At 63.5% G+C, this 22,170-nt stretch carries 23 protein-coding genes; 15 read left to right on the forward strand and 8 right to left on the reverse strand.

Going from position 1 to position 22,170, the window contains the following annotated elements:
- Positions 1 to 338 precede the first annotated feature (338 nt).
- The 3 genes from UP06_RS30540 to pncA form a co-directional block, all read right to left on the reverse strand.
- Positions 339 to 2,372 carry an NAD(+) synthase gene (locus tag UP06_RS30540; RefSeq protein WP_045007393.1) on the reverse strand — a complete coding sequence of 678 codons (2,034 nt, stop codon included), beginning with the start codon at positions 2,370 to 2,372 and terminating at the stop codon, positions 339 to 341.
- A 138-nt stretch (positions 2,373 to 2,510) separates the two neighbouring features.
- The gene (locus UP06_RS30545) at positions 2,511 to 3,626 is read right to left on the reverse strand and encodes an alpha/beta fold hydrolase (protein ID WP_045007394.1); all 1,116 of its coding nucleotides are present in this window, start codon (positions 3,624 to 3,626) and stop codon (positions 2,511 to 2,513) included.
- A 16-nt stretch (positions 3,627 to 3,642) separates the two neighbouring features.
- Positions 3,643 to 4,281, reverse strand: a complete 639-nt coding sequence (gene pncA, locus UP06_RS30550; protein WP_045007395.1) for a bifunctional nicotinamidase/pyrazinamidase — start codon at positions 4,279 to 4,281, stop codon at positions 3,643 to 3,645.
- A gap of 255 nt (positions 4,282 to 4,536) precedes the next feature.
- Here pncA and glk point away from each other — a divergent pair, with 255 nt between their 5' ends.
- From glk to UP06_RS41705, 3 genes are all read left to right on the forward strand, one after another.
- Positions 4,537 to 5,505, forward strand: a complete 969-nt coding sequence (gene glk, locus UP06_RS30555) for a glucokinase (protein WP_045007629.1) — start codon at positions 4,537 to 4,539, stop codon at positions 5,503 to 5,505.
- Between the two features lie 144 nt (positions 5,506 to 5,649).
- Positions 5,650 to 5,856 (forward strand): hypothetical protein, encoded by a 207-nt coding sequence (locus UP06_RS30560; protein WP_045007396.1) that lies wholly within the window; start codon positions 5,650 to 5,652, stop codon positions 5,854 to 5,856.
- 143 nt (positions 5,857 to 5,999) lie between these two features.
- Positions 6,000 to 6,155 carry a hypothetical protein gene (locus tag UP06_RS41705; protein WP_197087429.1) on the forward strand — a complete coding sequence of 52 codons (156 nt, stop codon included), beginning with the start codon at positions 6,000 to 6,002 and terminating at the stop codon, positions 6,153 to 6,155.
- 99 nt (positions 6,156 to 6,254) lie between these two features.
- On the opposite strand, the gene UP06_RS30565 is transcribed toward UP06_RS41705, so the two are convergent.
- The gene (locus tag UP06_RS30565; RefSeq protein WP_045007397.1) at positions 6,255 to 6,632 is read right to left on the reverse strand and encodes a response regulator; all 378 of its coding nucleotides are present in this window, start codon (positions 6,630 to 6,632) and stop codon (positions 6,255 to 6,257) included.
- A 111-nt stretch (positions 6,633 to 6,743) separates the two neighbouring features.
- Positions 6,744 to 7,532: a Spy/CpxP family protein refolding chaperone gene (locus UP06_RS30570; protein ID WP_045007398.1), complete on the reverse strand. Its 789-nt coding sequence runs from the start codon at positions 7,530 to 7,532 to the stop codon at positions 6,744 to 6,746.
- A 483-nt stretch (positions 7,533 to 8,015) separates the two neighbouring features.
- Here UP06_RS30570 and UP06_RS30575 point away from each other — a divergent pair, with 483 nt between their 5' ends.
- The 6 genes from UP06_RS30575 to UP06_RS41710 all read left to right on the forward strand — a co-directional run bounded on the left by UP06_RS30575 (position 8,016) and on the right by UP06_RS41710 (position 14,135).
- The gene (locus tag UP06_RS30575) at positions 8,016 to 9,356 is read left to right on the forward strand and encodes an ABC transporter substrate-binding protein (protein ID WP_045007399.1); all 1,341 of its coding nucleotides are present in this window, start codon (positions 8,016 to 8,018) and stop codon (positions 9,354 to 9,356) included.
- 134 nt (positions 9,357 to 9,490) lie between these two features.
- The gene (locus UP06_RS30580) at positions 9,491 to 10,429 is read left to right on the forward strand and encodes a carbohydrate ABC transporter permease (protein WP_045007630.1); all 939 of its coding nucleotides are present in this window, start codon (positions 9,491 to 9,493) and stop codon (positions 10,427 to 10,429) included.
- The gene (locus UP06_RS30585) at positions 10,429 to 11,340 is read left to right on the forward strand and encodes a carbohydrate ABC transporter permease (protein ID WP_045007400.1); all 912 of its coding nucleotides are present in this window, start codon (positions 10,429 to 10,431) and stop codon (positions 11,338 to 11,340) included. Before UP06_RS30580 ends, UP06_RS30585 begins: the two co-directional genes overlap by 1 nt.
- A 20-nt stretch (positions 11,341 to 11,360) precedes the next feature.
- A complete protein-coding gene (locus UP06_RS30590; protein WP_045007401.1) occupies positions 11,361 to 12,461 on the forward strand; it encodes an ABC transporter ATP-binding protein in 1,101 nt (366 codons plus the stop codon).
- A gap of 34 nt (positions 12,462 to 12,495) precedes the next feature.
- The gene (locus UP06_RS30595) at positions 12,496 to 13,485 is read left to right on the forward strand and encodes a hydroxyacid dehydrogenase (RefSeq protein WP_045007402.1); all 990 of its coding nucleotides are present in this window, start codon (positions 12,496 to 12,498) and stop codon (positions 13,483 to 13,485) included.
- A gap of 173 nt (positions 13,486 to 13,658) precedes the next feature.
- A complete protein-coding gene (locus UP06_RS41710) occupies positions 13,659 to 14,135 on the forward strand; it encodes a hypothetical protein (RefSeq protein WP_045007403.1) in 477 nt (158 codons plus the stop codon).
- A 4-nt stretch (positions 14,136 to 14,139) separates the two neighbouring features.
- Here the strand turns inward: UP06_RS41710 and UP06_RS30605 are convergent, their stop codons facing one another.
- The gene (locus tag UP06_RS30605; RefSeq protein ID WP_045007404.1) at positions 14,140 to 14,637 is read right to left on the reverse strand and encodes a DUF1993 domain-containing protein; all 498 of its coding nucleotides are present in this window, start codon (positions 14,635 to 14,637) and stop codon (positions 14,140 to 14,142) included.
- A gap of 113 nt (positions 14,638 to 14,750) precedes the next feature.
- Here UP06_RS30605 and UP06_RS30610 point away from each other — a divergent pair, with 113 nt between their 5' ends.
- The 4 genes from UP06_RS30610 to UP06_RS30625 all read left to right on the forward strand — a co-directional run bounded on the left by UP06_RS30610 (position 14,751) and on the right by UP06_RS30625 (position 19,021).
- On the forward strand, positions 14,751 to 15,530 hold the full coding sequence (locus UP06_RS30610) for a transporter substrate-binding domain-containing protein (protein ID WP_045007405.1): 780 nt from the start codon (positions 14,751 to 14,753) through the stop codon (positions 15,528 to 15,530).
- Positions 15,531 to 15,697: 167 nt separating this feature from the next.
- Entirely contained in the window at positions 15,698 to 16,600 is a 903-nt protein-coding gene (locus UP06_RS30615) for a DUF2147 domain-containing protein (protein ID WP_045007406.1), read from the forward strand.
- A 120-nt stretch (positions 16,601 to 16,720) separates the two neighbouring features.
- On the forward strand, positions 16,721 to 18,520 hold the full coding sequence (locus UP06_RS30620; protein WP_045007407.1) for a glycosyltransferase family protein: 1,800 nt from the start codon (positions 16,721 to 16,723) through the stop codon (positions 18,518 to 18,520).
- 150 nt (positions 18,521 to 18,670) lie between these two features.
- A complete protein-coding gene (locus tag UP06_RS30625) occupies positions 18,671 to 19,021 on the forward strand; it encodes a hypothetical protein (RefSeq protein ID WP_045007408.1) in 351 nt (116 codons plus the stop codon).
- Here UP06_RS30625 and UP06_RS30630 read toward each other — a convergent pair whose 3' ends face one another.
- Both UP06_RS30630 and UP06_RS30635 read right to left on the reverse strand, forming a co-directional pair.
- Positions 19,022 to 19,426, reverse strand: a complete 405-nt coding sequence (locus tag UP06_RS30630) for a (R)-mandelonitrile lyase (RefSeq protein ID WP_045007409.1) — start codon at positions 19,424 to 19,426, stop codon at positions 19,022 to 19,024.
- Positions 19,427 to 19,450: 24 nt separating this feature from the next.
- Positions 19,451 to 20,149 (reverse strand): ribonuclease activity regulator RraA, encoded by a 699-nt coding sequence (locus tag UP06_RS30635; protein WP_045007410.1) that lies wholly within the window; start codon positions 20,147 to 20,149, stop codon positions 19,451 to 19,453.
- Positions 20,150 to 20,397: 248 nt separating this feature from the next.
- Between UP06_RS30635 and pxpB the strand changes: the two genes are divergently transcribed.
- Positions 20,398 to 21,129, forward strand: a complete 732-nt coding sequence (pxpB, locus tag UP06_RS30640; RefSeq protein WP_045007411.1) for a 5-oxoprolinase subunit PxpB — start codon at positions 20,398 to 20,400, stop codon at positions 21,127 to 21,129.
- The gene (locus tag UP06_RS30645) at positions 21,126 to 22,163 is read left to right on the forward strand and encodes a 5-oxoprolinase subunit C family protein (RefSeq protein ID WP_045007412.1); all 1,038 of its coding nucleotides are present in this window, start codon (positions 21,126 to 21,128) and stop codon (positions 22,161 to 22,163) included. The genes pxpB and UP06_RS30645 overlap by 4 nt, the downstream gene beginning before the upstream one ends.
- Positions 22,164 to 22,170: the final 7 nt, after the last annotated feature.

The raw sequence follows: 22,170 nt of genomic DNA on the forward strand, positions 1-22,170 counted from the left end.
TCGAATTCAGGCAACGGCGAGCGCAGCGCGTGCAGACGCATGCATTCGCGCGCGAAATCAAGCGCGTTCGAGTCCGTAGTGATCCGGAATGGAATCCTATTTAGATCTCGCGTACATCGCGGACATCGATCGGCGGCCTTCCAAGGGCATCACCCTCTGATCGCGCACCACGGGGTTGGGGGACCACATGGGGCGGGGGGATCAAAGGCTGGGGCAAGGTTACGAGGTCCGGACTCCTAGGCACTCCGGACCTCGTGCTTTCTAAGATTGAACGTGATTTCGCGCCGCCGGCCATATGGGCCGCGCGGCGCGAAGTCGTTTCAGCCTGCCCTCTTCGATCAGTTCGGCACGTTCCGCTCGAGATCCTCAAGCCATGCCGCCGCGCTCGAATCCGACGGCGCGCGCCAGTCGCCGCGCGGCGACAGCGAGCCGCCGGACGATACCTTCGGCCCGTTCGGCATGGCCGAGCGCTTGAACTGGCTGAAGGCGAAGAAGCGGCGCAGGAACACCTCCAGCCAGCGGCGGATCTCGGGAAGATCATAGGCCTTGCGGCGATCGCCCGGGAACGCCGGCGGCCATTCGCCCCTGGCGACATCCTTCCACGCCTGCAACGCCATGAAGGCGATCTTGGACGGCCGCATGCCGAACCGCAGCGTGTAGAACAGGTTGAAATCCTGAAGCTCGTAGGGCCCGACCGAGGCTTCAGTGCTCTGCGGCTTCTCGCCCGGCTTGACCGGAACCAGCTCCGGCGAGATTTCGGCCGACAGGATCGAGGCAAGCGTCCGGTTGACGTCGTCGCTGAACTGCTTCGAGGCGATCACCCAGCGGATCAGATGCTGGATCAGCGTCTTCGGTACCCCGGCGTTGACGTTGTAATGCGCCATCTGGTCGCCGACGCCATAAGTGCACCAGCCGAGCGCAAGCTCGGAGAGATCGCCGGTGCCGATGACGATGCCGCCGTGGTGATTGGCGAGGCGGAACAGATAGTCCGTACGCAGGCCCGCCTGCACGTTTTCGAAGGTGATATCGTAGACCTTCTCGCCCTTGCCGAAGGGATGGCCGATATCCTTCAGCATCTGCGTGGCGGTGGTGCGGATATCAAGTTCCTGCCAGTTCGTCTGCAACGCCTTCATCAGCGCGAACGCATTGGCCTTGCTCTCACTGCCGGTGGCAAAGCCCGGCATGGTGTAGGCGAGGATGTTTTCACGGGGCAGGCCGAGCAGGTCGACGGCCTTGGCCGCGACGATCAGCGCATGGGTGGAATCGAGCCCGCCCGAAACGCCGATCACGACGCGCTTGGTACCGGTGGCGCGCATGCGCTGCACGAGGCCGGCGACCTGGATGTTGTAGGCCTCGTAGCAGTCCTGCTCGAGCAGGCTCTCGTCGCTCGGCACGAACGGAAACCGTTCGACCTTGCGCAGGAAGCCGATATCGTCCGTTGGCGCCTTGAGCTCGAATGTCACCTTGCGGAAAAACGCCTCGCGCTGCCGGCGGTTGTCGTCGAACGTGCCCATCGAGGCGCGTTCCTGCCTGAGCAGGTCGAGATCGACGTCGGCGAACGTGATCTGGCCCTCCTGCCGGAACCGCTCGCCTTCGGCCAGCAGCACGCCGTTCTCATAGATCGAGGTCTGGCCGTCCCAGGCAAGATCGGTGGTCGATTCCCCTGCCCCGGCCGCGGAATAGACGTAGGCGGCAAGGCAGCGCGCCGACGTCGACTGGCACAGCAGCGCGCGGGAGCGCGCCCGTCCGATCGTGATCGGGCTGCCGGAGAGGTTGATCAGCACGCTCGCGCCCACAAGCGCGAGCTCCGAGGCCGGCGTCACTGGGATCCACATGTCTTCGCAGATCTCGACGCCGATGGTGAGGCCCGGGACATCCTCGGCCGCAAACAGCAGATCCACACCGAAGGGCGCGCGAAGCTTGCCGACCACAATGGTCTCGCCGACCATGCCAGCACCGGAGGCGAAATGGCGTCCTTCGTAGAATTCCCGATAGGTCGGCAGGTAGGTCTTGGGCACGACGCCCAAAATGCTGCCGCGGTGAATGACGACGGCGCAATTGTAGATGCGGGCCCCAAAGCGCAGCGGCGCGCCGACGATCAGGACGGTCATCAGGGTCGAGGACGCCTCGACGATCGCGGCGAGCCCGCGCTCGACCGCATCGAGCAGCGGATCCTGCTTCACGAGATCCTCGATCGCATAGCCGGACAGGCACAGCTCGGGAAACACGGCGACTGCCGCCGACTGCTCATGGCAGTCCTTCGCCGCCGCCAAAATCGCCTTCGCATTGGCCGAGGGATCGGCCACATGCGAGGTGGTGACGCAGGCCGCCACGCGCGCAAATCCGTGGGCGTAGATCGAGTGGAAACTCATCGAGCAAAGGACCCTTAAATCTTGTCGGACCGGCAGTCGCCAGCCCTGGGCCCTATTTAACCCATCGCCGTGGCTCCGTGCAGGCCATCCGCCGTCATGCATAACGGACTTGCACCTGCGCCGCCCCCTTTGGCTGCGTCAGGCGCTGCGCGCGAGCACACTGGCCAGATCGCTACGCAGCCATTCGGCAATCCGGGGCCAGGCGTGGGCGTGGGTCCTCGCGCCCATGAAGAGGCCAAGATGGTTGCTGGGCTCCGAGGCCGCTGCGACGAAGGCCGGCGGCGTGCCAACGAGCTTTGCGGTGGCAAGTGCCTGCCCAGCCGGCACGACGTCGTCGTCGAGCCCGGCCAGAAGGAAGACCGGCGACTTGACGTCCTTCAGGTCGATCGCGCGGCCGAGGGCTGTGAAATTGCCGCTGGCGATGCGGTTCTCTCGAAAGATCCAGTTGACGATCTGGAGATAATAGGTGCCGGGCAGATTGAGCGCTTCCGTATTCCAGCGGTCGAAGTGCGCGAGCAGGGCCGCGCCCTCCTCGTCGGCGAGGTCCTTCTGCAACGCCGCCGCGATGTCGTCGCGGCCGGGCCGCTTCGACCAGACCCGCAACATCTCCTCGCCGCTGACATTGCCGCCGCCGCGTGCGACGAGCTGGTCGTAGACCATCCCCGGCGCGTTGCGGGCGAGCTGCGACAGCGAGGAGTCGATCGAGAGGTCGACCGGCGCACCAACCAGCACGAGCCGCCGCACCTTGGCCGGGAAGCGCGCCGCGTAGAGCAGCGATAGCCATCCACCCTGACACAGGCCAACGAGATCGACCGGCGCGCCGATCTCGTCGACGGCGACGTTGAGATCGCCGAGATAGCTATCGATCGAGAGATAGCGCATCTCCGGCGAGGCCGAGCGCCAATCGGTAAGATAGACCCGGTCGACGCCGCCATTTTGCAGGGAATGCACGACGCTGTGGCCGGGCGCGAAGTCGGCGATGAGGGCCCGGTGCAGCGCATACGGCGCGCAGACCAGGGCCGGCTGCCCGGACCGCGTCCGCGTGCAATCGCGCAGGCGCATGGTGGCAAGCTCCAGCGCAACGGAATTGGGCGTCGTCCATGGCAGGCTGCTGTCGCCCTGCTCGGCTGGAGCGCGGTCCAGCCACCCAAACCAGGCGTCCATGGCAAGACGGGCCGCCGCGAACGGCCACTGCAAGGGATCCTCGGGGACATGCCCGGGTCTACTTGGCTGTTTGCCGGTCTGCTCCGCCATCGTTACCTCGCGATCCTCACAAGAACGCCTCCAGGCTGACGATCGAAATGTCACGCTCCCGAAAACTCTGGTGCGTCGCCGCGACCGAGCCGTCGAGGTCGATGCCGCGGCAGGCGTCCTCGATGACGGCAACCTCGAACCCCGCCTTGCGCGCATCCTCCGCCGAAAAGCGGACGCAGAAGTCGAGCGCGAGGCCGGCGACGAAGACCGTCTTCAGATCGCGCTCGCGCAGATATCCGAGCAGGCCGGTCGGCGTCTTGTGATCATTCTCGAACAGCGCCGAATAGGAATCGATGCTGCGGCGAAAGCCCTTGCGCACCACGAGGCTGGCCCGCGCGACATCCAGCTCCCTATGGAATTCGGCGCCCTCCGTGTCCCGTACACAGTGCGTCGGCCAGAGCACCTGGGTGCCGTAGTCGAGCTCGATGGCCTGGAATGGCTGCTTGCCGGCATGGTTCGGCGCAAAGGAGACGTGGTCGCGAGGATGCCAGTCCTGCGTCAATACCACATTGGCGAATTTTTGGGCGATGCGGTTGATGGCGGGCACCACCTTCTCGCCGCCGGGAACGGCGAGCGCCCCGCCGGTGCAGAAATCATTCTGCACGTCGATCACCAGCAGCACGTCGCGGTCGGAAATCTTCATCGCAGGTCCCATTCCATCGGCCCGGCGCGACAGACGCCGGCCGCTTCAATGTCGATCTTCCCGCGCTGCTTCGCAACCACCGGCATCCTGCTACGATGTCGCGCGAACGGCCGGCTGATCCCTCCCGGATGCAACGCTTTGGCCTCGTCCGTGTTGACTAGCTGTACCCGAGGGCGGAATCTCTGATACCCGCGACATGCGGATCGCGGCGAAGGCGTGGAGGAAAATGGTTCCCAAAGCCTGCAAGGCTACGGCAGCCAAATGGTCATGAGTATCGGCAAGACAGGAAACATTCTTCTCGCCGATATCGGCGGAACCAATGCGCGCTTCGCGCTGAGTAATGGCGAGCAGATCGGACCGATCGACTATGTGAAGGTCGCCGATCACCCGACGGTCCGGGAAGCCATCACCCACGTCCTTCAACGAGCCAGCGACGAGAAGCCTGTGAGGGCCGTGCTGGCCGTCGCGGGTCCCGTCACCAACAACCGCTGCGTCATGACCAACAGCCCGTGGGTCATCGACGGCAATGAGCTCCAGCCGGCGCTCGGCTTCGACAGTGTCCATGTCCTCAATGATTTCGAAGTGGTGGCCTGGTCCCTGCCCGCCTTGCAGCCAGCCGATCTGATCCCGCTCGGCGGACAGGACGGCATGCCAGGAGAGCCCCTTCTGGTGGTCGGCCCTGGAACGGGCTTTGGGGTTTCCTGCCTGGTCGAGCGCCATGGCGCCCGGCTGGCCGTCGTCACCGAGGCCGGCCATGCCACCCTGCCGGCGGAGAACGAGCGCGAGGAACGCGTGATCGCGTGCCTGCGCCGTCGCTTCGGTCACGTCTCGATCGAACGCGGCGCGCTGTCCGGCTCCGGCCTCCAAAGCCTCTACGAAGCGCTGGCGGAGGTCGATGGCGCCCAGGTGCCGCACCGCGACGCGGCCGCTATCACCAAGGCGGCCCTGGACGGCACTTGCGAGCTCAGCCGCGCGACGCTGGACATGTTCTGTGCCATCCTCGGCTCCGTCGCGGGCAATCTCGCCGTGACCTTTGGCGCCCGCGGTGGCGTCTACATTGCCGGCGGAATCGTGCCGCGCTTTCCCGAGTTCCTCGCGGCCTCCGCGTTCCGGGCGCGCTTCGAAGCCAAGGGGCGTTTCCAGGACTATCTGCGCAATATCCCGACCCGGCTCGTCACGAAGCCCGATGCGAGTTTCGTCGGCCTGAAGATGTTCGCCGACCACAATCTGGATTGAGGCGCGCGCGGCTCCTGCGATCCCCGGTTAACTAATTCACAGCTGATTGCATCGAACGCGCGGTTCCACGCAGGATCGTGCTTGCCCGTTTGTGTGCGATGGGAAACAATCCAGTCGTGTGTGGCGTAGGTACGGGGGCGTAACATGCGTAAACAGGATCTGGGCTTCGACTATCACCGCTATCACCGCCTGCTGATCGAGGCGGATGATGACAACAAACGGCAGGCACTGATCGAGCTCTTGATCGAGGAAAAGGCCAGGGACCGGCTGGCTGCGCAACGCGCCTCGGACCGCGCCGCCATGACGGCCCATACCATTGCGACAGTGCTGAAGGCTGGCGGCCGCAACTGAAGCGTGCGGGATCGCATGCTGCTCGCGCAAACACGCGAGCGATTGCGATTCCGTTAACGATCCCTCGCAATCTCACGTCAAACTTTTTGCTCTAAGAGTTCCCTCACCTGATGCAATTCAGGATCAACAAGGGGGGAATGAACATGAGCATGATTTCACTCACCGCGATTCCGGCCGGCGTCGAAACGCAGTCGAGCGACTACTCCTTCAAGGCCATCATCCTGTTCTGCTGCATGGGGCTTTTCGCCTCGTTCAGCCTGATGGCGCACGGCGTCGATCTCAGCGCCGGCCTGATGTAAGACGATCCACGTGTTGGAATACAACGGCCGCCCCTCTGGCGGCCGTTTTCGTCGCGCTATGGCAGAATCCCTGACCTAACAAGTTTCATGACCACGCGATCAAAGCGGCGCCTTGGCGGCGGCCTCCGGAAACAGCGACTCGATCATCGCCTTTAGCTGATCCAAGGCGATCGGCTTGCGCAGGATCGGCCTGCGCCGGAGCAAGGACGGCAGCAATTCCGGCCCGTAGCCCGTGGCGAACAGAAACGGTTTGCCGCGGCGCTCGATCAGGTCGGCGACAGGGTCGACATAGAGGCCCATCAGATTGATGTCCAGAATGGCGAAATCGTACTGCGCGGTCATCGCGAAGGCGCAAGCGTCCCGCACGTTGTCCGCTTCCGCAACGACATGGTGGCCAAGCTCCTCCACCATGTCGGCGATCATCATTCGGATCAACGCCTCGTCTTCGACCAGGAAAACGGAGAGTCCGCCCGCCATATCAACCCCGCAGCCATCGTACGAAGCTAATCATACCCGAAGCTGCGGGAGGATTCACGAACTCGTGGCGACTAAAATTCTTCGAAAGCATGTAATCCGATTCAAGTTCGATCAATCCAGGCCGCGCTCGTGGCTGAGGCGCACCATCTCCTGGATGAAAACCTGCTTCTGCTTGTCATCGAGACTCGAATACAGTGGTTCAGCGGCATCGGCGACGCTGCGCTGATCGGAGGCGCGGTCGATCAGGAACTGCGCCTCGTTGCGCATCTGCTCGATGATGTCGTCGGGCGGATCCCGCTTGGCACGCTCAACCCGCAGGTTGAGGCGCTCCGCGCCATTATGCCCCAAATAGTGCATCGAGCTGGAGAAGCCGAACCAGTGCTTCTCCTGATCGGGGGTCAAGTTCAGCTCGGTCTTGATCCGCTCGATATAGGAATCGCTGTTGGCGACGATCTGGTCGGCAGTCAACTGCGGCGCGCCGTCCTGGGTCAGGACCGTCACATCCTTGTCCTGCGGCGCGTTCTTGGCTTCCTTGGTCGCCTTGGCGCCTTTGGCAGCCTTGACGCTCTTGCCATCCTTGTCCTTGGCACCGGCCGGCTGCTTCGTGTCCTGCTGCTTTGCGTCCTTGCCCGCATCCTTGGCGGACGGCGCCTGATTGCCGCTATTGTTGTTGACGCCGAGCACGCCGGTGAAGACGCCAACCACGCCGCCGATCGCGCCGCCCAGGACGCCCCCGACGGGACCTGCCGCCTTGTTGCCGGCGGCCGCTCCGTCCTGAACGCCCTTGACCAAACCTTGTGCATTCGCAACCGCGGCCGCGCCGAGCAGCAAGGTGAATACGGACCCGAGTGCGAGCCATCGTCGCAGGCCAAGCCGCGCTGGCGGCGCCGGGGTGATCATTCTGGTCTCCATGTCGATCTGCTTACCCTCTCAGAGCGGCAGGCATCCTGCCGGTTGCAACTCTATCGTTCTCACCGCGCTGGGGTCTAGGCGCGCGCGGTCACCGTCCCCATCCGAAAGCTCTTTCGCGCGAAGCGCTTATGCAGGCTTATTCGGAACTGCGGCGTAATTGCGCATGGACCGGTTCGAGCTGGCTCGCTCCGAAGTGTGCGTCGCAAAAAGAGCCGCCGCGGTTCACCGCCGACACACGGTGCGGCCTTTTCATACGCAACGTTAGTTCTAGAGAGCAAGGCATTCGGATTTCTCGACAGACGCAATCAATCATGATCTGATCGCGCTACCAATTTGCCGCGTCCCCCGCGCGATTAGCCGCTGGGAATGACGGCGCCAATCAAGAAACGTCCAACAACAAAATCAAAAACAAACTCAGGAAAGTCAGAGGAAACGACAGAACAATAAAACACACCCAAGCGAGGAAACGAGATGTCACGCAAGAAACTGACGCGACGTCAATTTGTGGCTGCCACTGCAATGTCCTCCGCCGCGCTGATCACGGCGCCTTATGTCCGAGGCGCATACGCCGCCGGCAAGCTCTCGATCGGCTTCTGGGACCACTGGGTGCCCAACGCCAATGACGCCTCCACCGCCCTCGTCAAGGAATGGGCCGACAAGGAGAAGGTCGAAGTCTCGATCGATTACATCACCAGCAACAACAACAAGATTCAGCTCACGGTTGCGGCCGAAGCCCAGGCGAAATCCGGCCACGACATCTTGCAGATGCCGACATGGTGGCCGCATGCCTATTCCGAAAATCTCGAGCCGCTCAATGACGTCATGGAGCCGCTCATCAAGCAGAATGGCGCGGTCAACGACACAGTCAAATATCTCGGCCAGGCCGGCGGCAAATGGCTCGGCGTACCAGCCACTCCGGGCAGCCAGATCAAGGGACCTTGCTCCCGCATCGACCTGATGAAGAAGCTAGCCGGCATCGACGTCCAGGAGATGTATCCGATAGGCGGGCCGCCAAAAGCCGACAATTGGACGATGGAGACGTTCCTGAAGGCGGCCGAGGCCTGCCAAAAGGGCGGTTCCCCATTCGGTATCGGCCTCGGTGAGACCACAGACAGCGTCGATACGGCCGGCGCGATCTTCCAGTCGTTCGGCGCCGAGCTCGTCGACGCCAAGGGCGACATCACAGTGAAGACCGACGCCGTTCGCCAGGCGCTCGAATACTACAAGAAGCTGATTGCCTTCCTGCCGCCGGATGCTCCGTCCTGGGATGACGCTTCCAACAACAAATGGCTGATCTCAGGCCGCGGCGCGCTCATCCTGAATCCGCCGAGCGCCTGGGCCGTCGCCAAGCGCGACGCACCGCAGGTCGCCGAGCAATGCTGGACGCACGGCATGCCGTCCGGTCCAAAGGGCCGCTTCGCGCCCTTCCTGCCGTACTTCTGGGGCCTCTGGAGCTTCAGCAAGAACAAGGAAGCGGCCAAGAGCCTGCTCACCCACCTGTCGCAGCCGTCATCGATCGAAAAATTTGTGGCAGCGAGCGGCGGTTATGATCTGCCCGCCTACGCCAATATGACGACGCTGAAAACTTGGGCGGAGGAAGGGCCACCGAAAGGGACGCTCTACCACTATCCGAACCCCTTCAACCATCAGACGCTGTCGATCGCGGCGTCTCCCGCGCCGCCCAAGATCGCTCAGCAGATCTACTTCCAGGCGACGCTGACCAAGATGGCGCTGCGCTTTGCGCAAGGCGAGAAGATGGAGACGACGCTCGCCTGGGCCGAAGGCGAATGCGAAGGCTTCATGCGAAGTTGATGCCGGGCGTGTGCCAGGCGGTTCACGCTTAACGCGTGAGCCGCCTGGTGCTCCGGCCCACCGTTCGCATGCACTTACGAAGCCGGCCAATCTGGCCGACCGCCCATTCGACATCTCACATGAAAGCCCATGTCATGGCCGACATCGTCGTTGAGCAGGGTCGTGCGGTCCGCACGGCGAGCAAACGCAAACGCACCAGCCTCCGCAATGCCATGGGACGAAAATCGACGGTGGCGTTCTTCCTGACGCTGCCGCTGATCTTGCTGATTGCGCTGCTCGTACTCTATCCCGCCGTCTATTCCGTCCATCTCGCAACGCTGAACAAGTCGATGCAGAGATTCGTCGGCTTCGGCAACTTCACCTTCCTGTTCAACCGCGACACGTTCTGGATGGTGGTGAAGCAATCCTGCATCTTCGCGGTCACCGCCGTGTTCTTCAAGGCGCTGATGGGCTTCATCGTCGCGCATTTCGTGCACAACATTCCGGCCAAGGGCCAGCGCAAATGGCGCGGCATGCTGCTGGTGCCCTGGGTGATCCCGCCGGCGATGAGCACGCTGGCCTGGCTGTGGTTGTTCGACCCCTCCTACAGTGCCTTCAACTACACGCTGTCTTTCTTCGGCATCGGCCCCATCAACTGGCTCGGCGATACCTCGTGGGCCCGCTTTTCCGTCATTCTCGTCAACGTCTGGTACGGCGCACCGTTCTTCATGATCATGTATCTGGCGGCGCTGAAATCCGTCCCGGACCAGCTTTACGAGGCTGCGGCGATCGACGGCGCCAATTGGTGGCAGAAGATCTGGTTCATCACCCTGCCGATGATGCGCAATATCATCGCCATCACCACGTTGTTCTCACTGATCGTCACCTTCGCCAATTTCGACATCGTCCGGATCCTGACGTCGGGCGGTCCGCTGGATCGAACCCACCTGTTTGCGACCTGGGCCTTCAAGGTCGGCATCGAGGGTAGCGACATTCCGCTCGGCGCCAGCGTCTCGTTGTTCATGGTGCCGATCCTCGCCATCGCGGCGATCTTCATCCTTCGCGATGTCAACAAACGTGGGAACGAAGCCTGATGAGCACATTGGCAATCGACAAGGCTGGGCCGAGCCGCAAGGTCAAACTCGGCAGCATGAGCCGGGACCGCACCTGGGCGCTGCGCTGGTCCTACTTCTTCCTGGTGCTGTTTGCGATCTTCTCGCTGACGCCCCCGCTCTATATGCTGATCACGTCGCTCAAGAGCAGCGCGGAGATATCGGCCGCGACCAATCCCTGGTGGGTGTTCCATCCCACGCTGTCGAACTACGTCGAGCTCCTGACCTCGCACCAGTTTCTGCGCTTCTTCTGGAATTCGGCCCTGGTGTCGATCGTAGTCGTGACCATCACCATGCTGATCAGCGTCCCCGCTGCCTTCGCGCTGGCGCGGATGAAGTTCTGGGGTTCGGCAACGCTCGCAACGGGCGTGTTCCTCACCTACCTGATCCCGGACAGCCTGTTGTTCATCCCGCTGTTCAAGATGCTCGCGATGGTCCAGGACCTGACCGGCATCACTCTGCTCAACCGATGGTACGTGCTGGTGTTCGTCTATCCGACGCTGACCGTGCCGTTCTGCACCTGGATCATGATCGGTTATTTCGCCTCGATCCCGAAGGAGCTCGATGAAGCCGCCATCATCGATGGAGCGTCATGGTTGCAGACGCTGACGCGGATCTTCATTCCCGTTGCGTTCCCCGGACTGATCGCAGCGACCATCTTCGCGTTCACCGTTTCCTGGGCACAGTTTCTCTATCCCCTGGTCTTCACCACCTCCGTGGACCAGTTGGTGCTCCCCGTCGGCATCACCACCACGCTGATCAAGGGCGACGTCTTCAACTGGGGCCAGATCATGACCGGCGCGCTGCTCGGCGCAGCGCCTCCGCTGATCATCTACGCTTTTCTGATGGACTACTACGTCGCTGGCCTCACCGCCGGCGCGACCAAGGGCTGACATCGAGAGGTTGACGATCCATGGCTGATGTTACTTTGCGCAAAGTGATCAAGCGTTACGACGATGTCGAGGCCGTGCGCGGCATCGATCTCGACATCGCCGACCATGAGTTCATCGTGCTGGTCGGCCCCTCGGGCTGCGGCAAGTCGACGACGCTGCGCATGATCGCGGGCCTCGAGGACATCAGCGACGGCGACATCATGATCGGCGGCGACGTCGTCAACGACGTACCGCCAAAGGATCGCGACATCGCGATGGTGTTCCAGAACTACGCGCTCTATCCGCACATGACGGTCGCGGAGAACATGTCATTTGGGCTGCGCCTCAAGCACTATCCCAAGGCCGAGATCAATGCGCGGGTGACGGAGGCAGCCCGGCTCCTGGATATCACCGACCTGATCAACCGCAAGCCGAAGCAGCTCTCCGGTGGGCAGCGCCAGCGCGTCGCCATGGGACGGGCCATCGTGCGCAACCCAAAGGTCTTCCTATTCGACGAGCCGCTGTCCAATCTCGACGCCAAGCTGCGGGTGCAGATGCGGATCGAGATCAAGAAGGTGCACCAGAAGGTGCGTACCACCACAGTCTACGTCACCCACGACCAGGTCGAGGCGATGACGCTGGCCGATCGCGTGGTGGTGATGAACAAGGGCCGCATCGAGCAGATCGGCACGCCAAACGAGCTCTACCACAAGCCGGCGACGCGCTTTGTCGCAGGCTTCATCGGCTCGCCTGCGATGAACTTCATCCCGTGCCGGCTGGAGGATTCCGGCGGCAAGCTTCAGATCCGCCTGGCCGACCGCATCGCCTTTGCGCTGCCGCCTGCACGCGCCGCCCGCTATAATGCGCTACCTCGAACTGAAAACCTTCTGCTCGGCCTTCGTCCCGAGCATCTCACAGAATCGAATGCGCATCTGGAGCCCGGCGTCGAGAGCTTCGACACGGTGCTCGACGTCACTGAGCCGATGGGGATGGAGACGCTGGTCTATTTCGGGCTCGAAGGCACGCCGGTCTGCGGCCGTGTCAATCCCAATGCCGGCGCCAAGGACGGAGCACCCATGCGTTTGGCGATGGACCTCAACAACATGCACCTGCTAAACGAGGCGACCGGCGTCGTGCTGTAACGGCCGGCCAAGAAACGCGAGCAGGCGGGGAGCAATGGCGACCAACAAGAAGAAGATTTTCGTTACACAAACTTTGTCGCAAGGGGCACGCGCCCTCCTCACCCAGCGGGACGATATCGAGCTCGTCGAGTTTCCGAACATGATCTCGGCCAAGGACTTCGAGGCGCTGCTGAAGAGCCATGCGCCAGTCCATGGCGTGGCGCTGGGTGCCACCGCCTTCGGCGAGACCGAGCTCGAGGCATCCAGGGACATGAAGGTGGTGACGCGGATCGGCGTCGGCTACGACGCCGTCGACGTGCCCGCCCTCTCCCGCCGCAAGGTGCCGCTGATGGTCGCCGGCAGCGCGAACTCACCCTCGGTCGCCGAGCAGGCGCTGTTCATGATGTTGACGCTGGCTAAGCGCGCGCAGGAGATGCACGCCTGCGTCAAGGACGGCAGATGGGCCGAGCGGCTCGGTATGCTGCCGTTCGATCTCTACGGCAAGACCGTGCTGATCATCGGCTTCGGCCGCATCGGCGGTCGCACCGCCAAGCGCTGCCTGGCGATGGAAATGAACGTCCAGGTCTATGATCCCTACAAGCCGGCCGCCGACATCAAGGCCGCCGGTTGCGAGCCGGTCGCCGATCTCGACGCGGCACTGCCCCGCGCCGATTTCGTCACCATCCATTGCCCGAAGACGCCGGAAACGATCGGTCTGTTCAACGCGGCGCGGATCGGCCTGATGAAGCCAAAATCCTATCTCATCAACACCGCGCGCGGCGGCATCGTCAACGAGAAGGCGCTCTACGAGGCGCTGGTCTCAGGTAAGCTTGCCGGCGCCGGCATCGACGTGTTCGAGCAGGAGCCGCCGCCGGTCACGAACGCACTGCTCGCACTGCCGAACGTCATCATGGCTCCGCACGTCGCCGGCGTTACGGTCGAGGCCGTCCAACGCATGAGCGAGCAGACCGCGCGCAACATCCTGAGTGTGCTCGACGGCGATCCGATCCGGCAGAACATCATCAATCAGGACGTTCTCGGCTGAAGTGAATCCGAAGGGCGGGTGGCCAATCTGCCCGCGCCTTCGGAAGGCCAGAATACGTCCCATTTTGGTGCAGATCGGGCCCCAACTCAGCCTTAATCAAACCCGCGTAATAAGGTCGGCCGCGGCGGCAGTGGGACAGACTTGCCGGCCACGTCGAGCTGGAGGATGGACACTTGTCAGAGATCGACCCGACCGACCAAGCGCTGGCGACCATCGCCAGCATTTTCGAGCACCCCGAGCCTGCCTTTGTCGCCCGAGACACCACCGAGACAGAAGCGGCCGTCGTCGATGAGCATCCGATCGTTGCCGAACATTCTGCTGTCGACGAGCACGAGCATCCGGTGGTCGAGGAACAGCCGCTGGTGCCGGAGCCGGCGGATGCCGACGGCTATAGCAAGGTCGGTCCAGGGCCGATGGTGGCGATCCGCCTCAAATGGACGGTCCATCGCGGCGATGACGGCCAATACTACGTGCACGAGACCATCGGCGAGCAATCCGCGCCGGTGATCAGCGGCCCCATGACGAGCGAAGCCGCCGTGCATTTCGTCGACGAGCACACGGACGAGGCCCATCGGCGCTTCGAGCTGCTGCGCAGCGAAATCGCCGGCCGCAGTTCACTCGCCGATTACGAGCGCAAGGGCGAAGCCTAAAGGCTTACTTCCTTCCGAGATAATCCTTCTTCACGAGCTCGACGCCTGCGTGCCGCAGCAGGTCGTAGGACGTCGTGACGTGAAAGAAGAATTGCGGCATGCTGAACGTCAGCAGCAGCATCCGCCCGGTGAACGGCAGCTCGGTTCCGTTCTTCAGCTTGAAGAAAACTTGCTGCTCCGACGCGGCATCGATCTGGGCGCGTGGCAGGCTCTCGATGAACTCGATCGAGGTTGCGATGCGCGCCTGAAGGCCGGCCATATCGTGCTCCAGCGCCGGCAGCACCACGGGTTCACACCCTGCCAGCAAGGCCGGAGCGACCGTGGCGTGGCGGCAGGCCTCGCCGACCTGCTGCGCCAGGTCGTACATGTTCGGCGACAGCCGCATGCCCAGCAGGACGGCTGGATTGAATTTGCGGGTCTCGGCATAGGCGACGCCCTTGTCGAGCAGGCCTGACAGATTGCGCAAATTCGGCACGAACAGGCCAACCGAGGCCTCGTACATCGAGATCGTCACCTCAAAATTCCTTTCAATTCCGGCTCGCCAGCGACTGGCATCTGGTCTAAATCCAACCTCAAGGGCTGCACAATGACAGCTCATGCAGGGGTCGAGAAGACATGATCGTTCGAATCGTGGCGGCTTTGGTCGTGATGTTGCTGGCAAACCTTTCGGCCCAGGCGCAGCAGGCGCCTTCGCGCCTCGACGAGATCATCAAACGCGGCACCCTGCGCGTCGGCATGACCGGCGACTACAAGCCCTTCACCTATCTGGACAAGGCTACGCAGCAATTCAGCGGCTTCGACGTCGACATGGCCGAAGCGCTTGGCAAAGCGCTCGGCGTCAAGGTCGAATATGTGCCGACGGCGTGGCCGAAGCTGATGAAAGACTTTGAAGCCGACCAGTTCGACATCGCGATGGGCGGGGTCTCCGTGACGCTCGACCGCCAGAAGAAAGGCTTCTTCTCGATGCCGATCATGCGCGAGGGCAAGACGCCGATCGCGCGCTGCACGGACGTCAGCAAGTACCAGACCATCGCCGACATCGACAAGAAGGGCACGCGCGTCATCGTCAATCCCGGCGGCACCAATGAGCGTTTTGCGCGGGCCAACGTCAAGGACGCCGAGATCACCGTATTCCCCGACAACACCGTCATCTTCGACGAGATCGCCAAGGGCAATGCCGATCTGATGATGACGGACGCGTCCGAGACGCGCTACCAGCAGAAGCAGCATTCCGGCGTGCTCTGCGCGGTGCATCCGGACAAGCCGTTCGACTTCTCGGAGAAAGCCTACTGGCTCCAGCGCGACACGGCGCTGAAGGCCTTCGTCGACCAGTGGCTGCACGTTTCGACGGAGGACGGCAGCTACAGGAAGATCTACGCCGCCTGGTTCGATTGATCCGCATCCCCCTGTCGCTGCCTCGGCCAAACTTTGGACCCGCTTAAGGTCCATTGAACCCGGACCGTCGGGACAACGACTCATACCGAGAACAGTGATCTAGATCACTTTCTGCGATCGGGCCGAGGCGTAAGCTCGGTGCGGGGACCACCTGCTAGGAGACGGAAATGAGGAAGTTGTTGGCCACGGCCGCATTCCTTTTGGCAAGCACCGCAGCGCAAGCGCAGTACACCTTCGAATATGGCGGGCGCACCATCCGCATCGATCCCGACCGCGGCACGGTGTCGATCCCCGGTGTCTATGACAACACCGGCCAGGGCAAGGCGAAGAAGGCCAAGAACGACGCCAAGGGGACCCCGAAAGCGGACCCGCAGGCGCCGCAACAAGCCAAGGCCGATCCGCAGCAGCCGGCCAGTCCCGCGCCGGCTCCCGCACCCGTCGCCGCGCCTCCGGCGGCCGAGCAGGCCCCTGTACAAGCTCCCGTCGCCGTGGCGCCTCCTGCCCCGCCGGCACCTTCGGCCACGGCGGCAAACACTGGTCCGGCTGAAGACGCGCTTGTGCCCCCGCCTCAACCGGCCCCAATTACTGCCCCGACGGTGGCCGCGGTACCGCCCGCACCGCCTCCGCCGCCTGCTCCGACCGTAGCTGCCGCACCGCCAGCGCCCCCGGCGCCGCCTCCGCCACCTGCTCCGGCGCCAGCACCCGTTCAGTCGGCTGCCGTCGCCCCGGCTCCAGCAGCCGCGACCGGGCGTGATCCCAATTCACCGCTGGGCGTCTGGCTCACCGAGGAGAAGGAAGGCAAGGTTCGCATCGAGCAATGCGGCAACAATCTCTGCGGCTATTCTGTCGACAGCAAATCGAACCAGAACGGCGAGCAGGTTTTGATCAACATGAAGCCCGCGAAAGAGCAGAACAAGGACCCGAAATGGTCCGGCCGCATCCTTGATCCCAACACCGGCTCGACCTACGACTCCACGATCGCACTGAAGGGCACCGATCGCCTGCGCGTGCAGGGCTGCGCCTTCGGCGGCATGTTCTGCGGCGGCCAGACCTGGACGCGCGTGAACTAGGCTCGCGCACGCCAGGCACGTCTAGCGACACGGCCTCATGGCGGTTGGACGAATACCTTCCTGACGTGGGAGGATTCGCGTACACGTCCACAAACGCAGGCGCGTTTGCTGGGACAATTCATGACTTTGCCGCCCGCTCGAAGAGGCCCCGCCGCGCCCAGAATTGTCATCCCGGCGTTTGCGAGCTTCAGCGTCTCCGGGCATTCATTCAATGAGCTTCTGCTTTTCAAAAACGAAAGCCTGGATATCGGCCTGACGCCCCGGATCCTGGTGCCTCGCTCGACTGACGAGCGGGTTGCAGCGGAAATCGCGGCGGATCGTGTTCTGGAGTTGCTTCCTGCCTTCGAGGTCAACGCCGAGAACTTCGTTCTCTCCACGGTGACGTTCGCTGACACCGCCCGTCTTTTCGCACCGTTGCGCACGTGGCTGGATGCGGAATGTCTGGATTCCTCCGACATCATCTACTTCCCGCGTGGACACCCGGTCCTCATCAGCGGTATCGGCCGATGGCTCTCGCAGCAGCCGGAAGGCAAGCGCCCGGCTGTATTTTTCCGCATCATCGGCGACGAATTGACAGACCTGGACACAGGACGCTTCAAGCCGCGGGCGGCTTTCTACCGACTTGCGTCTGCGGATCTCGACAACGCGTCAGCCGGCGAGCGCGTGTTCTTCCTGGTGAACTCGTGGGCCAAGGCGCGCTCGGTATCCCGCGTGTTGCGCCGGCGTCCGTTCATGATGCAGCATCATTTCGGCAGGCCCCCGGATACCGCGCTGGCAACGGAAACAATCGAGCCGACGGTCTATGTGCACGTGAACAGCAGGTCAGGCCGATGCTTGACCGATCTCGGCGAGACGATCAAGCGCGTGCGTGCGGTCGAACCTGCCACAAGGTTCGTGATCAAGCCTGCCGGCGATATCTCGGAAAAGATGGCTGCGCTCGATCTCGGAGGCAGTGCGTTCGTCGAGGTTCTTCCGTTGCAAATGAGCACGACGGAGTACTTTGGAAATCTCGCGCGATCGACGCTGGTCGTGTTGGCCTATGAAGCGCAGCCATATCGATTTTTGACCTCCGGCGTCTTCACAGAGGCCGCCAGCCTGGGCAAGCCTGTCATTGTGCCGCACAGCACATGGATGGCCGACAAGATCACGGAGGGCTACGGCGTCGGCATGTCGTTTGAAAACCAGCGACCGGAATCATTGGCTGACGTCGTTCTGAAAGCTCTTCAGGACTCGCACCGACTGGCTTCCGCGGCGCAAGCAATCGCCCCGCGCCTTGTGGAAGAGACCGGTTGCCGGCGATTCATCGAAACCATGGTGTCTCTTTCAAAGACTGCTCCCGACATGGGGCCGAGTTACCGGATCGGCGATGAGATCAATTTCAGCGATCCGCTCGATTCACGCGGGTTCATGGGCAGCGGCTGGTCAGAAACCGAGCCATGGGGCACCTGGACCATCGGCGGCCGCGCCGAACTGTCAGTGAAGCTCGGTGCAAAACCGGACAGACAGCTTTTCCTGAATGCTTTCGCCTTTGCCCATTTGCCACGGCAAGACCACGAGGGTGTCAACGTCCGGGTTTACTGCGGCGATGAACCGATAGCCGAGTGGAAGCTCACTCCGGCAGAAGCGCAGGGCGGCCGGCCGCGTTGGTTCTCCGTACCCCTGCCCGCTCCCGATCATCTTGGCTGTGCTTTGGACTTTGTCTTCGAGATTGAGGGCGCGACTTCGCCCTATGCTGAGGGATTGAGCCATGACAGGCGAATTCTCGGGCTGGCGCTTTGCAAGTTGACGATTGCAGAGACTACGGAGGCCTCCATGATCTCGATCGAGCAAAGGGTTGAGCAAGGGTCCAAGAATGAGCAACCGGCTGCGCCTCAAAAAGTCCACCTGCTCGCCCGCCTCGTCAATCGAATGAGGAGCTGAGCCCGACCTGCATCAACGAGCGCCGCGGCCGCCGCGGCCTTGCCGCAATGTGCGCAGGCTCACAGAGCCCCCTCGGGGCGTGACTGCCCTCACATCGCCCGCCCCACATCCACGCCACGATGCCCGCAGGTTCAACCACAGGGGCGTGTCATGAATTGTTTTCGCAAAGGGCTGTTCGTTAGCGTGTTCGTCTTGGCTCTGCCGGTCGCGCAAGCGAGCGCCAACACGTTCGACGGGGCATGGAATGTCCGCATCGCGTCATCGAGCGACACCTGCGGCAACGGCGCAACCGTCGCGATCGGCATCAACAATGGTCAGATCGCCTCGAGCAGCGCGATGGTGACGGCGTCCGGCCACGTAGCGGATGCCGGCGCCATCAACGTCACCTTGAGCACCGGCATCAAACGCGCCGTCGGCTTCGGCCGGCTCAGCGGCACCTCCGGCTCCGGCACATGGCGCGGCGCCATGTGCACGGGAACGTGGACCGCTGAGCGGATGTAATCAGCCGATCGCCGCGCCGTACTCAGCGTCCGTCACAGGCTCCAGCCAGGTCGAATAGACGCCGTCGAGCGCTTCCTGCATCGCGATGTGGGTCATGCCGTTGGTCGGCGTGGCACCGTGCCAATGCAGCTCGCCCGGCGGAATCCAGACGGTGTCGCCGGGACGGATCTCGCGGATCGGGCCGCCCTTGGCCTGAACCCGGCCGACGCCGGAGATGACGTACAGCGTCTGGCCCAGCGGATGGTGATGCCAGTTGGTGCGCGCGCCGGGCTCGAACGACACGCGTGAGCAGTTCAGCCGCGCTGGCGCGGGCGCCATGATCACGGGGTCCTGCAACACGGTGCCGGTGAAGTTTTCCTTGGGCGCGCGGCGGGTGGGCCGCGTGCCTGCGACAGTGATTTCCATTGGGGTATTCCTCGCTTGTGGTCGTTACTTCTTGCTTGCCGCGTAGCGCGCCTTGGTCTCGGCGTTCATGGGATAGAGGCCCGGCAGCACCGCGCCGTTGTTCACCTCGTTGACGATCCAGGCTTCCATCCGCTCCTGCTCGACGCCTTCGGCCAGCACGTGGTCGAGCATCGCCTGCGGGATCAGTACGCAGCCGTCCTGGTCGGCAACGACGATGTCGTTCGGGAACACCGCGACGCCGCCGCAGCCGATCGGCTCGCCCCAACCGACGAAGGTGAGGCCTGCAACGGAGGGCGGCGCGGCAAAGCCGTCGCACCACACCGGAAGATTGGTGCCGAGCACGCCCTCGACGTCACGCACCACGCCATCGGTGACGAGCGCAGTGACGCCGCGCTTCATCATGCGCGCGCACAGAATGTCGCCGAAAATGCCGGCATCGGTGATGCCCTTGGCATCGACCACGGCGATGCAGCCGTCCGGCATCGCCTCGATCGCGGTACGGGTCGAGATGGGCGACGACCAGGATTCCGGCGTCGCCAGATCCTCGCGCGCCGGGACGAAGCGCAGCGTGAAGGCCGGTCCCACCAGGCGCGGCAGACCCGGGCGCAGCGGACGCGCGCCGCGCATCCAGATGTTGCGCAGGCCCTTCTTCAGCAGGACCGTGGTGATGGTGGCGGTGGTGATGCCGGCGAGGGTCTTGCGGGCTTCGGGGGATAGCGACATGGACGGCAACGAGCTCCGAAATGGGCGGGAAACGACGCCGCGCATCTTGCGAGGCGGGCGCTTTCCGTCAAGGGCCAAGAACGCAGGCCCGCAGGGCGGTTATGCGACGCGATAACAAGGCTTTATCGTTTGGCCTTGGATTAATTTATTGGACTTGCGGGCGCATTTACGCGAAGCAGGGCACCGCGGAACTCAAGGACGAGCCCGCGTTTCTTCAGAAGCCCGATTTCGACAGCTCTTGATAGCTCATGGCCGCGACGCTTCCCCCGCCCCGCCTCCTGCCCAGTGGCGACAGCGCCGTCACGGTCGAGTTCAGCCGTACCATCGACGATGCCGCCAACCAGCGCGTGCTGGCGCTCGACAAGGCGCTCGCAGCAAGCGCCATCGATGGCATTACCGAGACGGTGCCGACCTATCGCTCGCTGCTGGTGCATTACGATCCCGGCAAGATCGGCTTTGACGCGCTTTCCGAAAAGCTGCTCCCCATCGCCAGCCAGCCGCTGCCGCCGACCGCGAAGGCGAGACGCTGGCGCGTCCCCGTCGCCTATGGCGGCGAGCACGGGATCGATATCGAGGATGTCGCGAAGGCGCTCAAGACCACGCCCGACGACATCGTGGCCCGCCACACCGCCGGCGACTATTGCGTCGCCATGATCGGCTTCACGCCGGGCTGGTCCTATCTCAGCGGCCTGGACAAATCCCTCCAGATGTCCCGGCGGCAAAATCCGCGGCTGCTGACGCCAGCCGGCACGGTCGCGATCGGCGGCATCCAGACCGGCATCCAGTGCCTGGCCGGCCCGAGCGGCTGGCACCTGCTCGGCCGCACCCCGGTGCGAACCTACCAGCTCCACCGAAATCCGACCTTTCTGACCGAACCCGGTGATCGCGTGACGTTTTTCGCCATCGACCACAAGACCTTCGAGGAGCAGGACCGCGCCGCGGAAGCCGGCGAGATCATCGCCGAGCAGGTGGTCGCATGAGCCGGCTCGTTGTTGGCAGCATTGGACCAGCGAGCTCCGTCCAGGACGGTGGCCGCCCTGGCGCGCAGCGCTATGGCCTGACGCCGAGCGGCGCAATGGATCGCATGGCGCTGGCGGCGGCGAATACGCTCGTCGGCAACGAGCCGTTCGCGGCCGTTGTCGAGATCGGCCCGTTTGGTGCCACGTTCACGGCCAAAGACGGCGCCGTGCGCGTCGCGATTGCGGGCGCACCGCGCAACGCGGACATCGCTGGGCGACCGGTCGCCATAGACACGTCCGTGACGCTGAAGGATGGCGAGACCCTGACGCTCGGCTTCGCCCGCGGCGGCGCGTTCAGCTATCTCGCGATCGAAGGGGCTATCCGCGGCGAGCCGGTGTTCGGTAGCCTCGCGGTGAACGCCCGCGCCGGCCTCGGCAGCCCCTACCCGCGTCCGCTCCAGGCTGACGACGAATTCACTGTCGATGCCGCGAGCGGCGCGCCTGAACTGCGGATCGAATTGCCAAAGCCGTCGAGCGATCCGATCCGCGTCGTGCTGGGCCCGCAGGACGACGAGTTCGACGACGCCAACAAGGCGCTGTTCCTCGACAGCGAATGGAAGATCTCGGCGACCTCCGACCGCATGGGCTACCGGCTCGAGGGCCCCGCGATCAAGCATCTGCACGGCCACAACATCGTCTCCGACGGCACCGTCAACGGCAGCATCCAGGTGCCCGGCAACGGCGCGCCGATCGCGCTGATGATGGACCGTGGCACCAGCGGCGGCTATCCGAAGATCGCAACCGTGATCACGGCGGATGTCGGCCGGCTGGCGCAGACCTCGGCGGGAACGGCGTTCCGCTTCAAGGCCGTCAGCATGGCCGAGGCGCAGGACGAGGCGAAGAAGTTCGCGCAAGCGATCCGGACCCTGCCCGATCGCTTGCGCTCGGCCGACACCGTGGCGCTCAACATCGAGGCGCTCAGCGATGCCAACGTTGCGGGTTATGCGGTGAGCGCCGTGGATTCCGGGACGTGGCAGGTCGCGGCGGAGCCTTAAACCACAA

The organism is Bradyrhizobium sp. LTSP857 (genome assembly GCF_000938285.1).
Classification (GTDB): Bacteria; Pseudomonadota; Alphaproteobacteria; order Rhizobiales; family Xanthobacteraceae; genus Bradyrhizobium.

Bases quoted from the DNA above. Each gene is read 5' to 3' on its own strand.
- UP06_RS30540 (WP_045007393.1), bottom strand. From the start codon at position 2,372: ATGAGTTTCCACTCGATCTACGCCCACGGATTTGCGCGCGTGGCGGCC.
- UP06_RS30545 (WP_045007394.1), bottom strand. From the start codon at position 3,626: ATGGCGGAGCAGACCGGCAAACAGCCAAGTAGACCCGGGCATGTCCCC.
- pncA (WP_045007395.1), bottom strand. From the start codon at position 4,281: ATGGGACCTGCGATGAAGATTTCCGACCGCGACGTGCTGCTGGTGATC.
- glk (WP_045007629.1), top strand. From the start codon at position 4,537: ATGAGTATCGGCAAGACAGGAAACATTCTTCTCGCCGATATCGGCGGA.
- UP06_RS30560 (WP_045007396.1), top strand. From the start codon at position 5,650: ATGCGTAAACAGGATCTGGGCTTCGACTATCACCGCTATCACCGCCTG.
- UP06_RS41705 (WP_197087429.1), top strand. From the start codon at position 6,000: ATGAGCATGATTTCACTCACCGCGATTCCGGCCGGCGTCGAAACGCAG.
- UP06_RS30565 (WP_045007397.1), bottom strand. From the start codon at position 6,632: ATGGCGGGCGGACTCTCCGTTTTCCTGGTCGAAGACGAGGCGTTGATC.
- UP06_RS30570 (WP_045007398.1), bottom strand. From the start codon at position 7,532: ATGATCACCCCGGCGCCGCCAGCGCGGCTTGGCCTGCGACGATGGCTC.
- UP06_RS30575 (WP_045007399.1), top strand. From the start codon at position 8,016: ATGTCACGCAAGAAACTGACGCGACGTCAATTTGTGGCTGCCACTGCA.
- UP06_RS30580 (WP_045007630.1), top strand. From the start codon at position 9,491: ATGGCCGACATCGTCGTTGAGCAGGGTCGTGCGGTCCGCACGGCGAGC.
- UP06_RS30585 (WP_045007400.1), top strand. From the start codon at position 10,429: ATGAGCACATTGGCAATCGACAAGGCTGGGCCGAGCCGCAAGGTCAAA.
- UP06_RS30590 (WP_045007401.1), top strand. From the start codon at position 11,361: ATGGCTGATGTTACTTTGCGCAAAGTGATCAAGCGTTACGACGATGTC.
- UP06_RS30595 (WP_045007402.1), top strand. From the start codon at position 12,496: ATGGCGACCAACAAGAAGAAGATTTTCGTTACACAAACTTTGTCGCAA.
- UP06_RS30605 (WP_045007404.1), bottom strand. From the start codon at position 14,637: ATGTACGAGGCCTCGGTTGGCCTGTTCGTGCCGAATTTGCGCAATCTG.
- UP06_RS30610 (WP_045007405.1), top strand. From the start codon at position 14,751: ATGATCGTTCGAATCGTGGCGGCTTTGGTCGTGATGTTGCTGGCAAAC.
- UP06_RS30615 (WP_045007406.1), top strand. From the start codon at position 15,698: ATGAGGAAGTTGTTGGCCACGGCCGCATTCCTTTTGGCAAGCACCGCA.
- UP06_RS30620 (WP_045007407.1), top strand. From the start codon at position 16,721: ATGACTTTGCCGCCCGCTCGAAGAGGCCCCGCCGCGCCCAGAATTGTC.
- UP06_RS30625 (WP_045007408.1), top strand. From the start codon at position 18,671: ATGAATTGTTTTCGCAAAGGGCTGTTCGTTAGCGTGTTCGTCTTGGCT.
- UP06_RS30630 (WP_045007409.1), bottom strand. From the start codon at position 19,426: ATGGAAATCACTGTCGCAGGCACGCGGCCCACCCGCCGCGCGCCCAAG.
- UP06_RS30635 (WP_045007410.1), bottom strand. From the start codon at position 20,149: ATGTCGCTATCCCCCGAAGCCCGCAAGACCCTCGCCGGCATCACCACC.
- pxpB (WP_045007411.1), top strand. From the start codon at position 20,398: ATGGCCGCGACGCTTCCCCCGCCCCGCCTCCTGCCCAGTGGCGACAGC.
- UP06_RS30645 (WP_045007412.1), top strand. From the start codon at position 21,126: ATGAGCCGGCTCGTTGTTGGCAGCATTGGACCAGCGAGCTCCGTCCAG.